Annotated in this window: 10 protein-coding genes; 4 read left to right on the top strand and 6 right to left on the bottom strand. The window is 63.4% G+C overall.

The window, feature by feature from the left end; genetic code table 11:
• Positions 1 to 219 precede the first annotated feature (219 nt).
• The gene (hrpB, locus tag J1G34_RS03105) at positions 220 to 2,727 is read right to left on the bottom strand and encodes an ATP-dependent helicase HrpB (RefSeq protein ID WP_222993274.1); all 2,508 of its coding nucleotides are present in this window, start codon (positions 2,725 to 2,727) and stop codon (positions 220 to 222) included.
• Between the two features lie 149 nt (positions 2,728 to 2,876).
• Here hrpB and J1G34_RS03100 point away from each other — a divergent pair, with 149 nt between their 5' ends.
• Together J1G34_RS03100 and J1G34_RS03095 are read left to right on the top strand one after the other, a co-directional pair.
• Complete coding sequence (locus J1G34_RS03100) at positions 2,877 to 3,296, top strand: polyribonucleotide nucleotidyltransferase (protein ID WP_065886871.1); 420 nt, start codon at positions 2,877 to 2,879, stop codon at positions 3,294 to 3,296.
• A gap of 9 nt (positions 3,297 to 3,305) precedes the next feature.
• Positions 3,306 to 4,199: a cation diffusion facilitator family transporter gene (locus tag J1G34_RS03095; RefSeq protein ID WP_065886870.1), complete on the top strand. Its 894-nt coding sequence runs from the start codon at positions 3,306 to 3,308 to the stop codon at positions 4,197 to 4,199.
• On the opposite strand, the gene J1G34_RS03090 is transcribed toward J1G34_RS03095, so the two are convergent.
• A complete protein-coding gene (locus J1G34_RS03090) occupies positions 4,196 to 5,197 on the bottom strand; it encodes a DUF6515 family protein (RefSeq protein WP_065895786.1) in 1,002 nt (333 codons plus the stop codon). The two genes, J1G34_RS03095 and J1G34_RS03090, sit on opposite strands and share 4 nt — an antisense overlap.
• A gap of 417 nt (positions 5,198 to 5,614) precedes the next feature.
• On the opposite strand from J1G34_RS03090, the gene J1G34_RS03085 reads away from it, so the two are divergent.
• Both J1G34_RS03085 and J1G34_RS03080 read left to right on the top strand, forming a co-directional pair.
• Positions 5,615 to 6,094 (top strand): Lrp/AsnC family transcriptional regulator, encoded by a 480-nt coding sequence (locus J1G34_RS03085; protein ID WP_003194418.1) that lies wholly within the window; start codon positions 5,615 to 5,617, stop codon positions 6,092 to 6,094.
• 219 nt (positions 6,095 to 6,313) lie between these two features.
• Complete coding sequence (locus tag J1G34_RS03080) at positions 6,314 to 6,523, top strand: DUF2788 domain-containing protein (RefSeq protein ID WP_032884769.1); 210 nt, start codon at positions 6,314 to 6,316, stop codon at positions 6,521 to 6,523.
• Here J1G34_RS03080 and J1G34_RS03075 read toward each other — a convergent pair.
• The 4 genes from J1G34_RS03075 to J1G34_RS03060 form a co-directional block, all read right to left on the bottom strand.
• Positions 6,518 to 7,153, bottom strand: coding sequence for a pseudouridine synthase (locus J1G34_RS03075; RefSeq protein WP_065895787.1), 636 nt, complete (start codon positions 7,151 to 7,153; stop codon positions 6,518 to 6,520). The two genes, J1G34_RS03080 and J1G34_RS03075, sit on opposite strands and share 6 nt — an antisense overlap.
• 71 nt (positions 7,154 to 7,224) lie before the next feature.
• On the bottom strand, positions 7,225 to 8,697 hold the full coding sequence (amn, locus tag J1G34_RS03070; RefSeq protein WP_162303223.1) for an AMP nucleosidase: 1,473 nt from the start codon (positions 8,695 to 8,697) through the stop codon (positions 7,225 to 7,227).
• A gap of 182 nt (positions 8,698 to 8,879) precedes the next feature.
• Positions 8,880 to 10,535 (bottom strand): acyl-CoA dehydrogenase family protein, encoded by a 1,656-nt coding sequence (locus J1G34_RS03065; protein WP_222993272.1) that lies wholly within the window; start codon positions 10,533 to 10,535, stop codon positions 8,880 to 8,882.
• A 68-nt stretch (positions 10,536 to 10,603) separates the two neighbouring features.
• Positions 10,604 to 13,003: a hybrid sensor histidine kinase/response regulator gene (locus J1G34_RS03060; protein WP_065895187.1), complete on the bottom strand. Its 2,400-nt coding sequence runs from the start codon at positions 13,001 to 13,003 to the stop codon at positions 10,604 to 10,606.
• Positions 13,004 to 13,100 lie beyond the last annotated feature (97 nt).

Genomic DNA, 13,100 nt, shown 5'->3' with positions numbered 1-13,100 from the left:
GATGCACCGCTATCGGGGGCAAGCCCCCTCCCACAGGTAATGCCGTTCAGTTAAGCGTATATCGTGCTCTGTAGGAGCGAGCTTGCTCGCGAAAAGCGTCAACGATAACGCGTGCTTCCTGAATGAACGCGGCGCCTGTGAGTTTTTCGCGAGCAAGCTCGCTCCTACAAAATGCCTTAACTGAACGGCATTACCTCCCACAGGGGATTTCCATTGTGGCTATTTTCGGGGTTTGATCCTGGCGGTCGCTTCGGCCACCAGGGGGTCGTCCGGCCAGTAATGCTTGGGGTAACGCCCCTTTAAATCCTTCTTCACCTCGGCATAGGTACTGCGCCAGAAGTTGGCCAGGTCCTGCGTGACCTGCACCGGCCGCCGCGCCGGCGACAGCAGGTGCAGCTTGACCACTTGGCGCCCACCGGCAATGCGTGGTGTATCCGCCAGCCCGAACAGCTCCTGCAAGCGCACCGCCAGGATCGGCGGCTGTTCGCTGTAGTCAAGGCGCACCGACGAGCCCGACGGCACTTTCACATGCTGCGGCGCGAGTTCATCCAGGCGCTGGGGCAGTGGCCAGGGCAGCAGGTTGTGCAGGTAGCTGGAAATATCCAGGTTGGCAAAATGGCTCAGGCGCGAGACTTTGCCCAGGTAGGGCATCAGCCAGTGCTCCAGGCTGGCGAGCAGGGCCTTGTCGCTGATATCGGGCCATTCGCTGGTGTGGCCGGCGTCCAGTTGGCGCAGCAGCATCACACGGGCCTGCCATTGGCGCAGTTCCGGGGTCCAGGGCAGCAGCTCCAGGCCTTTGCGGCGTACCAGGTTGACCAGCGCCTGGCTGCGGGCGGACTCGTCGAGGCCGGTCAGGGGTTCTCGGCTGAGCACCAGCTCACCGACCTTGCGCTGGCGTTCGGCGCGCAGCACGCCTTCGCGTTCATCCCAATCCAGCTGGTCGACATTGCGCACTTGCTCGGCCAGCACTGTGTCCAACAGCGCCGGATCAAAATCCGCCGCCAGGTAGATGCGCTCTTCGCGCTGGCCCTGGCGGCTACCCAGGTCAGCAATCACCAGCCAGGGTTGTTTCATCAGGCTGTCGGCCTCGGCGAACAGCGCCGCGCGGCCGTTGGCCAAACGGTATTCGGCGCCCCCGGGGCGACGCTGTTGAGCGACGCGGTCCGGATAGGCCAGCGCCAGCAGGGCGCCGAGCCAGCGAGGGTGGTCGGGGTCGGCCACCGGTTGGCTGGCCTTGCCTCGTAAATAACCGCGATACTGGCGCGCCAACTGCCTGGCCCGTTGCACCCCGCCCTGGGTACCACGGGCGCGCTCTTCGCCGGACATCAGCGCCAGGCGACTGTGCAAGTCCGCACCACCACCGCGCAAGATATCGCGTTCGCCCAACAGCGCCGCCACGTCGCAGGCCATCGCCGCCAGCCCGAGGTCCTGCCCGCGCAACAACAGATGGGCGATACGCGGGTGGGCGGGCAACTCGGCCATCTTCTGGCCATGGGCGGTGAGGGTTTCTTCGTTCAATGCGCCGAGGCGTTGCAGCAGCTCCTGGGCCTGGGCATACGCGGCGGCGGGCGGCACATCCAGCCACACCAACTGGCTGGGCGTCACGCCCCAACGGGCCAGTTGCAAGGCCAGCCCGGCCAGGTCGGCGGCGAGTATTTCCGCGCTGCCATACGCGGCCAGACCGTCATGCTGGTCTTCGGACCACAACCGATAACACACGCCTGGCTCCAACCGCCCTGCCCGACCGGCGCGCTGGGTGGCGCTGGCGCGGGAGATGCGCTGGGTGTCGAGGCGGGTCATGCCGCTGCCCGGGTCGAAACGCGGCACCCGCGCCAACCCGGCGTCGATGACAACGCGCACGCCGTTGATGGTCAGGCTGGTCTCGGCGATGTTGGTGGCCAGCACCACTTTGCGCCTGCCGGCCGGCGCCGGGTCGATGGCGGCGCGCTGGGCGTTGAGGTCCAACTCGCCATGCAGGGGGCATAACAACACATCAGGGCGATCCCCCAGGGCGTCGGCCAGTTGCTGGTTGACCCGGCGAATCTCTGCCTGCCCCGGCAAAAAAACCAGGACGCTGCCGGTCTCGTCATGCAGGGCTTCGAGAATAGTCTGCACCACCCGTGGCTCGATAAATTCCCCGGACTGGTAGGGCCGGCCCCAGCGCATCTGCACCGGGAACATGCGCCCTTCGCTGCGCAGGATCGGGGCGTCATCCAGCAGGCTGGCGAGGCGCTCGCCTTCGAGGGTGGCGGACATCAGCAGGATTTTCAGCGGCTGCTCGTCACGAAACAGCTCGCGGCCGTTGAGGCTCAGGGCCAGCGCCAGGTCGGCGTCGAGGCTGCGCTCGTGGAATTCGTCGAAGATCAACAGGCCCACGCCGTCCAGCGCCGGGTCGTCCTGCAGGCGACGGGTGAGAATGCCTTCGGTGACCACTTCGATACGCGTGTTGGGGCCGACTTTGCTGTCGAGGCGGATGCGGTAGCCAACGGTCTCACCGACCTTTTCACCCAGCTCGCTGGCCAGCCGCTCGGCGGCGGCCCGCGCAGCCAGGCGCCGGGGTTCGAGCATGAGGATGGTTTGCCCGGCGAGCCAGGGCTCGTTCAATAATGCCAGGGGCACGCGGGTGGTTTTACCGGCGCCGGGGGGCGCTTCCAGCACGGCTTCGTGGCGAATCGCCAAGGCGTCACGCAGGGCGGGTAAAACATCATCGATCGGCAACGAATTCATACTGGCTCCAAAGCAGAGCGGCGAGTATAACGGCGAACGGCCGGAGGCTGACGCGGGTCTCAAAAACACCTATGCAATCGAGTGTGGGAGCATCGGCGTCTGGCACATCTGGCTTATAGTCACCCTTAATATATTCAGGAGACTTTTTCATGCGTATCGCTTCCCGTGTCATCGGCGGTGTCTTGGCCGTCACCCTGCTGAGCCAACTCACCGCCTGCGGTTCGATTTTCTACCCCGACCGGCGCGGTCAGATCAACGGCAAGATCGACCCGGCGATCGCCGTGCTCGATGCGGTCGGCTTGCTGTTCTACGTGATCCCCGGCCTGATCGCGTTCGGCGTCGACTTCGCCACGGGCGCGATCTATTTCGAACCGGGCAAGACCGCCCAGGTTGCGCCGGAAAAACTGCACGAAGCCATCGGCGCCGACGGCAAGGTCGATAACGCCAAGCTGCAAAGCATCATCCAGACGGAAACCGGCCGCACCTTGCCGCTGGACGACCCGCGCCTGATCCAGTTCAAAGGCAGCGTGCACCAATTGGCGTCCCTGGGCCTGCAGCCCGCCGCATAAGGACAGCCCATGACCAGCAGTCCCGAACACGCCAGGCTTCTGCGCCTGGCCACCCGCGCCTCGGTGGGCGTGGCCTGTGTGCTGATTGTCACCAAGGCCATCGCCTGGTGGTTCAGTGGCTCGGTGGCCATGCTCGCCGGGTTGACCGATTCGCTGCTCGATGGCGTGACCTCGCTGCTCAATCTGCTGGCGGTGCACTACGCCCTGCGCCCCGCCGATGATGACCACCGTTACGGTCATGGCAAGGCGGAGTCGCTGTCGGGGATGGCCCAGGCACTGTTTATCGGTGGCAGCGCGGTGTTGATCGCCTTGCAGGCCTATCAACGCCTGCAGCATCCGGAACCGGTGGGCGCGCCCTGGCTGAGCATCGGCGTGATCGTGTTCTCACTGGTGCTGACCGTGGCGTTGTTGATGCTGCAACATCGGGTGATCCGCGAAACCGGCTCCAACGCGGTGCGCGCCGACTCGCTGCATTATCGCTCCGACCTGATGCTCAACGGCAGCATTCTGGTGGCCTTGGTGCTCGCCGGTTTTGGCTTTAATCAGGTGGACGCCTGGTTCGGCCTGGGCATCGCCGCCTACATCTTGTGGAGTGCGATCCAGATTGCCCGGGAAAGCTTTGCCGTGTTGATGGATGAAGAGTTACCGCCGGACGTCAGCCAGCACATGCTTGAACTGGCCCGTAGCGTACCCGGGGTACTGGGCGCCCACGACTTGCGCACACGTATTTCGGGCAGCCACTGGTTTGTGCAGTTGCACCTGGAGTTGCCGGGGGAATTGACCTTGTCGGTGGCCCACAGCATCAGCGACCAGGCCGCCGACGCCATTCACCAGGCTTACCCACGCGCCGAAGTGCTGGTGCACGCCGACCCGCGGGAAGTGGTCACCGGCAATAAAACCTAGTACTGCACCTGATAGCCGCGACTGCTCAGGCAGTTGCCCTGGGCCTGGCGGTAGGTTTGCACCACCGCCGGGTCGGGGGCGTAGGTAGCCGCCTGCGGATCGAAACCGCTTTGCTGCGCCGCCCAGCGATAACAGTCGTAACCGTCCTGCTGCACCTGGGCCGGTGACTGGCCGTTGGCAGGGTAGGCAACCACATCATAGCCGTTGCCTTGCGGTGCCGGCGGGGGCGACGGCACTTGCGCCGGCGGTTGCACCACCACGTATTGTTGGGTGCTCTGTTCGTAGGCGTAGTAGGCGCCGGCAGCAAGGAACAACAGCGAGCCCCCTACCCACACTTCACGCGCGTAATCCGGCAAGTAATGCACGCGGATACCATAGGGCGGCGCCACTACGACGTAGCGCGGCCCCTGCGGGCGGTACCAGTAGCCACCGGAAAAGAAGTAGTCCTGGCCGCGATACGGCACGCGGTAGTTGCGGTCGGGGAAGCGGTCGACAACGTAACCGGGGCGATATTGCGGGCCCGGGCCCCAGCCATTGCCATGACCGTCGGGGCGACCTGGCCAGCGATGGTCATCCGGACGCGGGCCGGGCCGCGAGCCAGGGCCGCCCGCCTCCCAATGCCGGTTGTCATCATTGCGCCGGGGAATGTCGCGGTAGTAACCCTGGCGCGGTTCCTGGGTCTGGCGCACGGTATCGGGCCGGCCCTGGATCGGCAGGTTATTGGACGGCTGCGGCTGCGGTCGCCCCGGTTCATTGACCGGCGGGCGCCCTTGCCATTGGCCGCCGCCATTGTGGCCGCCGCGATCAACCGGCGGGGCCTGCGGGCGCGGCGGGTTATTGTCCGGGCGACCTGCGCCTTCCGGGCCCCGCTCATGCTGGCCACCGCCCTGTGGGCGCGGCCCCTGGCCCGGTGAGTTATCGCGCTCGTCGGCGATTACCTGCGTGCCGACGCTGACCACCAGCAAACCAACACCTGCCATACGCCAGATGCGCTTCATGCTTTTCCTCACTGCGGGTTAGGGCTTGTTCATGAGACTGGGAAAGCCTCGCCCGGTTCTGAGACAGGTTATCAGTCACCAGCACTATTTTCTTGAACGCAAAAGAAAAGGGGTGACCCGTCGGCCACCCCTTGAGAATTTCGTCCTGGCTCAACGCTTTTGACGTTGGCTCACCTCACGCCGTCTGGTGGACAGTGTGCAGCCTGGAGGCCGGCTCAACCCTGCTGGGGTGGCGGCCGCAGCGGGCCTGATTGGGCGCGCTGCAGTGGACTGTTGTCCAGGCGGTGATTCTGTTGATAAAGATACAGGCCTGCGCCCGACGGATGATTGCGAAGATTGCGTCAATAAACAGTGCTTGCGCAATTTTTAACCCTTCATGGATAATTAACCGCAATAGTTACGACAAAGGCCAACCCAATGAGCAAGCTTGACCGATACGACCTGAGTATTCTGGCGGAATTGCAGCGCGACGCGAGGATCTCCAACCAGGAGCTGGCTGAGCGTATCGGCCTGTCGCCTTCGCCCTGCTCGCGCCGGGTCAAGCAATTGGAAGACGACGGCTACATCGCCCGCCAGGTGGCGTTGCTCGACCGCAAGATGCTCGGCCTGAGCCTGACGGCCTATGTGCTGATCGGCATGGACCGGCATACGCCGGAACGTTTCGAGAATTTCGAAGCGGCCATCCGTACCTTGCCCCAGGTCCTGGAATGCAGCCTGGTGACCGGGATGGACGCCGACTATCAGTTGAAGGTGGTGGTGCCGGACATGGACCATTATCAAAAGCTGCTGCTGGGGCACCTGACCCGGATTGAAGGCGTGACCAGCGTGCGCTCCAGCTTTGTGCTGAACCAGGTGCTCAACAGCACCGAACTGCCATTGACCCACTTGCGCACCTGAGAACAACGAAGTTCGAGGGGCTTGCTTGTTGTAGGAGCGAGCTTGCTCGCGAAAAACTCACAGGCACCGCGCTCATTCAGAAAGCACGCGGTATCGTTGACGTTTTTCGCGAGCAAGCTCGCTCCTACATTTGGATTGTGTTTCGACTCAGGTCAATGTTGCGCCTGTGACGCTGCCGTATACTTCCCGCCTGCCTTAGTAGGAAGCCCCATGAACAACATCGACCCCGCCCTGTTCGAAGAATGGATGATGACCGGCCTGGTCACTGTCCTGATTATTTTCATGGGCTTTATCGTCTGGGACCTGGCGAAGAAATCCAAGGCCGGGCGCTTTGGCTCGTTCATTCTGTTTTTTGTGCTGGGCCTGGGCGTGGCCGCGTTCATCATCAAGAGCGTGGTGATCGGGCTGATCGAGTCCGGCGCCTTATAAACGTGCCGGCACGGCCTTCCATTGGCCCTGATCGAGGCCTTCGATAGACCAGTCACCAATCCGCACGCGCACCAGGCGCAACGTCGGCAAGCCCACCGCCGCAGTCATGCGCCGCACCTGGCGATTGCGCCCTTCACGTATCACCAACTCCAACCAATGCGTGGGCACACTTTTGCGAAAACGCACGGGCGGGTTGCGCGGCCATAACGCGGGCTCTTCCAACTGCCGTGCCTCGGCGGGCAAGGTCATGCCGTCGTTGAGCTCCACGCCGTCGCGCAGGCGTTGCAGTTGTGCTTCGGTCGGTTCGCCTTCGACTTGCACCCAGTAGGTTTTTGCCAGTTTGTGTTTGGGATCGGCAATGCGCGCTTGCAACTGGCCATCATTGGTCAGCAACAACAGGCCTTCGCTGTCACGGTCCAGGCGGCCGGCCGGGTAGATGCCGGGGATATCGATGAAATCCTTGAGGGTCGCGCGCCCGCCTTCGTCACTGAACTGGGTCAGCACATCGAAAGGCTTGTTGAACAGGATCAGCTTTGGCTCGGCCGGCGGCGCCTTGGCGACACGGCGCGGGCCTGCATGCGGGGGTTTCACGCCGGGGCGGCGCGCATCGGGACGGGTGGGACGGGACATGGCAAGGGAACATCTAACGGTCAGGACCCACAATGCTAGTGGCCTGACCGCTAAATGACCATCCCCACCGCTTAGCGGAACGGCGGCTCGTCGAAGCTGCGCAGTTTGCGCGAGTGCAGCGAGTTGAGTTCGGTACGCAGCAGGTCGACGGCTTCGATGCCGATCTTCAAGTGCTGGCTGACGGCGCGCTCGTAGAACGCGTTGGCCGAACCCGGCAACTTGATCTCGCTGTGCAGCGGCTTGTCCGACACACACAACAACGTGCCGTACGGCACCCGCAAACGATAGCCCTGGGCGGCGATGGTGCCGCTTTCCATGTCCACCGCCACGGCGCGGGACAGGTTGATCAGCGGTCGTTCCTGGGCCCAGCGCAGTTCCCAGTTACGGTCGTCGTAGGTCAATACGGTGCCGGTGCGCAGGCGTTTTTTCAGCTCTTCGCCTTTTTCGCCGGTGACGTTCGCCGCCGCTTGCTGAAGCGCCAGTTGCACCTCGGCCAGGGCCGGGATCGGGATGTTCGGCGGAACCACGCGGTCGAGAATCCCATCGCGACGCATATAGGCGTGGGCCAGGACGTAGTCGCCGATGGTCTGGGATTGGCGCAGGCCGCCGCAGTGCCCGATCATCAGCCAGCAATGCGGGCGCAGCACGGCCAGGTGGTCGGTGATGTTCTTGGCGTTGGACGGGCCCACGCCGATATTCACCAGGGTCACGCCATGGCCATCAGTGGCCTGCAGGTGATAGGCCGGCATCTGGTAGCGGTGCCAGACCACGCCCGCAGCAATCGCCGACGCTTCGCCATGGTCCATGCTCTTGTCGATCACCACGTTGCCCGGCAGCACCATGCGGATGAAGCGTGGGTCGCTGCGCAGTTGCTCCAGGCCATGCAGGATGAACTGGTCAACGTAGCGATGGTAGTTGGTCAACAGAATCCACGGTTGCACATGGCGCCAGTCGCTGCCGGTGTAGTGCACCAGGCGGCGCAGGGAGAAGTCCACACGCGCCGCGTCGAACAGGGCCAGGGGCAGCGGGTCGGTGTTTTCCCAGTCATAGAGACCGTCGGCGATGCCATCGGTGGCGGCGGACAAGTCGGTGCTGGGGAACACGCGGGCCAGGGTCGCGGCGGTCACGCCGGAACCGGCCAGTTCGTCGCCCTGCTCCACCACGTACGGGTACGGAATGTTCTGCTGGCTGACGCCCACTTCCACCGTCACGGTGAAGTCGTGCATCAGCGGCACCAGTTGCTCCAGCAGGTACTTACGGAACGCCGCCGGATGGGTGACGGTAACGCTGTAGGTACCCGGCAATTGCACCTTGGCATAGGCCCGGGTGGTCTGTGGGACTTCGCCATGGCAGTGGTAGGTCAGGCGCAGTTCCGGGTAGCGAAACTGCGCGCGTTGTTCGGCGTCGGGTTCGACGCGATCCTTGAGGTATTGCTTGAGGGCTTGATTGAGCGCGCCAGTCGCACGCTCATGCAGGGCCGCCAGCCGATCCACGGCCTCTTCAGCGGTTTGAACGACAACAAAAGCTTCGGTCACGGTAAGCATCCTGTGTTCTGGACTTGCAGGCCTTTATCTTGCCTGTATCCAGGCTCCACTGAAACAGTCGGATTGGAATGCTCTTTAAAATGTGGGAGGGGGCTTGCCCCCGATGGCTGAGTATCAGCCATCAGATGTAGTGGCTGACACACCGCTATCGGGGGCAAGCCCCCTCCCACACTTGAATGTGTTTAGTCAGCGGGATGGGGTGTGGATCGATGGACCAGCGCTTCCACATCCACCCCACGCGGCAGGGCGCCGTAGACCCGGCCCGACGACTCTCCCAACCGACTGACCACAAACCCATCGCTGACCGCCGCATTACCGGCCTCCAGCAGCAGCTTGGCCTGCAACGCCAGGGCGATATCCTCGGTGAGCTGACGGGCGCGGTATTGGATATCCTGGGTGTCCATAAACGCTGACTTCAACCGCTCTATGTGTCGCGCCAATTGCCGGTCGCCATGTCCGTCGCCCAGCTCGACGAACAACGCCTCCAGCACACCGGGTTCCTTGGACAATGCCCGCAGCACGTCCAGGCATTGCACGTTGCCGGAACCTTCCCACGTCGAATTCACCGGTGCCTCACGGTACAGACGCGGCAGGATGCTGTCCTCGACATAGCCGGTGCCGCCCATGCATTCAGCGGCCTCATTGATCATGGCCGGCGCCCGCTTGCAGATCCAATACTTGCCCACCGCCGTCACCAGCCGGGCGAATTTGGCCTCCTGTTCATTGCCCAGGTGATCCAGCGCCCGCCCCATGCGCAGGCTCAAGGCCAGGGCCGCTTCGCTTTCCAGGGCGAGGTCAGCGAGCACGTTCTGCATCAGTGGTTGTTCGCTCAGCACGCGGCCACCGACCGAACGATGGGCGCAGTGATGGCTGGCCTGGGTCAATGCCTGGCGCATCAGCGCGCTGGAGCCGACCATGCAATCGAAGCGGGTCATGGCGACCATCTCGATAATGGTCGGCACGCCGCGTCCCTCTTCACCGATCATCCAGGCCAGGGCGCCACGGAACTCCACTTCACTGGAGGCGTTGGAGCAGTTGCCGAGTTTGTTTTTCAAACGCTGGATGTAGAACTCGTTGCGTGTGTCATCCGGGCGATGCCGGGGCAGCAGGAAACAGGTCAGGCCCTTGTCGGTCTGGGCCAGGGTGAGGAAGGCGTCACACATCGGCGCCGAGCAGAACCATTTGTGGCCGACCAGTTCATAGGCCTGCCCCGGACCGCCCGCGCCCACCGGATAGGCGCGGGTGGTGTTGGCGCGCACATCGGTGCCGCCCTGTTTTTCGGTCATGGCCATGCCGATTGTGGCACCGCCTTTATGGGCAATGCCGAGGTTGCGCGGGTCGTATTGGGTCGAGAGTATCTTCGGCAGCCACAGCTCAGCCAGGTCTGGCTGCAACTGCAGGGCCGGGACGCAGGCGAAGGTCATGGTCAGCGGGCAGCCGCTGCCGGCTTCGGCCTGGGTGTGCAAGTAGGTCATGGCGGCGCGGGCCACGTGGGCGCCGGATTGCGGATCGGTCCACGGCAGCGACGGCAGCCCATGTTCGACGGCGGTGCGCATCAGTTCGTGGTAGGCGGGGTGAAACTCCACCAGGTCAATCCGGTGACCATAACGGTCATGGCTGCTGAACACCGGCTTGTTCTGATTGGCCAGGAAGCCGGCCTCCATCAACGGCCCGCCGGCCAACGCACCATAGGCATCGATACGCGACTCGGCCCAGCCGGCGCCAAAGCGACGCGCCCACTCCTGCAGGGGCAGGTCGATGCGATACAGGTTGGTGCCGTCCAGGGACGGTGGCTGGTTGGTGACGTCGTGGGTTTCGGCAAACCGGTGCGGATTCATGACGGGCCTCCTGGAAAAAGGCCACGTGATATCGAGGCCTGATTTTCAGTTAAGCACCGTCACTCAGGTTAAAAAAGTGGCATACGCGCCGAATGCACGGCGCTTTCACCCTCTTGCGGACACAGTACGAGACGCTCCAGCGCGGCCTGCAAGGCCTCGAACCGTACCGGCTTGGCCAGGTGCTCGCTCATGCCGATGCCATGGCAGCGCTCGCGATCTGTGACATTAAGTGCAGTGCTCATGCCGATCACCGGTAATTCACCGCAGCCCGGCAAGGCACGAATCTGACAGCACAACGAGAACCCGCCCTCAGGCACATCCAGCACCACCGCATCAAACCTGCTCTCCTGCAGCGCCGTCAGTGCTGCCGGCCCCCCATCCACGGCTTTGACCCGATACCCCAGTTTGAGCAGCATGCCGCGCACCGCCAGTTGCACCACGCTATTGTCGTCCACCAGCAGCACCGTGCAATCCTGCGGCGCGCGTTGCGCAGGCAGCGATTGCGCGGCCGGCTTGGGCTCCGGCGGCATTGGCTTGACGTCCACTTCCAGTTGGAAGCGACTGCCCTTGCGTGGCTCCGAATGGTGGGTGAGGCGCCCGCCCACCAGCTCGATCAACTGCCGGCAAATCGCCAGGCCAATGCCCAGCCCGCCATATTCGCGGGTCATCGACCCATCGAGCTGGAAGAAGCGCTGGTACAGCGTGGCTTCGTCAAGGAAGGCGAAGCCGATCCCGGTGTCGGTCACGATAAAGCTCAGGTGCAAGCTGCCATCGGCTTGGGGCAGGCCTACCACGCGCAGGCGCACCGCACCGTGGTGGGTGAATTTGAAGGCGTTGTCCAGCAGGCAGTCCAGGCACTGGATCAGTTTGTCGGCGTCGCCGATCACGCGGTCCGGCACGGCATCGGCGACGTCAATGGAAAACTCCAGGCCCTTGGCCTGGGCGCTGGGGGTGAACTGTTGGCGCAAGGTTTCCAGCGCGCCGCGCAGGCCGAACACCTGGGGCCGGGCAACCAGGCGGCCGGCCTGCAACTCGGTCAGGGTGAGAATGCCGTTGACCATGCGCATCATGTCCCGCGCCGAACCGGCGGCGGCTTGCTGGTACTGCGCCAGGTCGTCGCCCAGGGGTTCGGTCTGCATCAGTTCAAGGGAGCCGATAACGCCGTTCATCGGCGTGCGTAACTCATGGGTCAAGGTGGCGAGGAATTCATCCTTGAGCCGATTGCTGCGGGCCAGTTGCTGGTTGAGCACTTCGAGCTTCTGGCTGGCGTCGAACAGGATCTGCGCCTGCTGCTCGCGCATGCCGTTGATGCGGTCGGCCAGGGCCAGGGACAGCAGCGCCACTTCGATGGCCGAGCCGATCTGGCTGGCATACATCGTGAGGAAGACGTTGGGCAAGTAGCCCAGCACCATCAGCGTATTGATCACCCCGCCGAGTAAAAACGCCGACCAGGCAATGATGAAATAACGCGCCATGCGCTGGCCGCAATACCAGGCCTTGATCGCGGTCACGAAGATGGTCACGGTAAACACCAATGCCAGGCCGGTGGCCAGGCGCAGGGCGACCGCGTAGCTGGTCAGCAGCGCCAGCGCCATGACCACCCCACCACAGGCCGCCAGCGCCAGCAGGATGCGGTCGAGCCAGCGGCTGTGCTGCGCGGTGTGCAGGAAACTGCGCGCGAACAGGCTGCCGAACAAGGCGGCCGCGCCGATCAGAAACGGCACCGCCGCATTCGCCCACCACGGATTGTTCGGCCAGAAGTATTCCACCGCCACGCCATTGACCGACAGTTGGTACAGGCCAAACGAGGCGATGTAGAGGATGTAATAGAGGTAGCTGGTGTCGCGCACGCTCAAATAAATGAACAGGTTGTAAATCAGCATGCCCAGCAATACGCCGTAGATAGCGCCCAGCACATACAAGCGCAGCGGCTGCTCTTCCAGATAGGCGGTGCCGGACCAGAGGGTCAACGGCGCCTGGATCGAGCCCTGGCTTTGCAGGCGCAGGTAGACCGTCTGCCGCTGGTCAGGCACGAAGTTGAGCTTGAACAGGTAGTTGCTCTGGCGCACCTCGCGGCTGGAAAACGGTAACGCGCTGCCGGTGCGGGTGGTGAGACGATAATTGCCGGTGCCATCGTTCTGGTACAGATCCAGGCGATTGAGCGGCGGGTAAGCCAGTTCCAGAAACCAGGTACGCGGGGAGCGCGGGTCAACGGCGGTGTAATGCAGGTTGACCTTCAGCCAGAACACCGAGTGCGAATAACCGGCATTGAGGGTGGGTTTGTCATGGGTCCTGAATTGGGCGGCGTAGGCAGGCGAGCTGACGTCAGCAATGGTGAGGGCGCCGGTTGGGTCTTCGAGCACTTGCATGACCCGGCCCAATGGCAGGCTTCGTGTGCTCTGATTGAACTCGACGGCGCCCGCCAACAGCGGCAACCCGCACAATAATAAAATCAGCAAATAGCGCATAGAGCCCCAGCGTGGCCTGGCCGGTTAAGGCAAAAAGCTCCTCCATTCCTTTTGAGAAGACGTACACCGGCAATACAGAAAGTTGTTTGAATGAACT

The sequence above is a fragment of the Pseudomonas sp. Wu6 genome, from assembly GCF_019891515.1.
Taxonomy (GTDB): domain Bacteria; phylum Pseudomonadota; class Gammaproteobacteria; order Pseudomonadales; family Pseudomonadaceae; genus Aquipseudomonas; species Aquipseudomonas orientalis_A.
This window is presented reverse-complemented; position numbering and strand designations above follow the sequence as displayed.

Coding starts and splice junctions, on each gene's coding strand:
- J1G34_RS03065 (WP_222993272.1), bottom strand. CDS start 10,535: ATGAATCCGCACCGGTTTGCCGAAACCCACGACGTCACCAACCAGCCA.
- J1G34_RS03060 (WP_065895187.1), bottom strand. CDS start 13,003: ATGCGCTATTTGCTGATTTTATTATTGTGCGGGTTGCCGCTGTTGGCG.
- hrpB (WP_222993274.1), bottom strand. CDS start 2,727: ATGAATTCGTTGCCGATCGATGATGTTTTACCCGCCCTGCGTGACGCC.
- J1G34_RS03100 (WP_065886871.1), top strand. CDS start 2,877: ATGCGTATCGCTTCCCGTGTCATCGGCGGTGTCTTGGCCGTCACCCTG.
- J1G34_RS03085 (WP_003194418.1), top strand. CDS start 5,615: ATGAGCAAGCTTGACCGATACGACCTGAGTATTCTGGCGGAATTGCAG.
- J1G34_RS03090 (WP_065895786.1), bottom strand. CDS start 5,197: ATGAAGCGCATCTGGCGTATGGCAGGTGTTGGTTTGCTGGTGGTCAGC.
- amn (WP_162303223.1), bottom strand. CDS start 8,697: ATGCTTACCGTGACCGAAGCTTTTGTTGTCGTTCAAACCGCTGAAGAG.
- J1G34_RS03075 (WP_065895787.1), bottom strand. CDS start 7,153: ATGTCCCGTCCCACCCGTCCCGATGCGCGCCGCCCCGGCGTGAAACCC.
- J1G34_RS03095 (WP_065886870.1), top strand. CDS start 3,306: ATGACCAGCAGTCCCGAACACGCCAGGCTTCTGCGCCTGGCCACCCGC.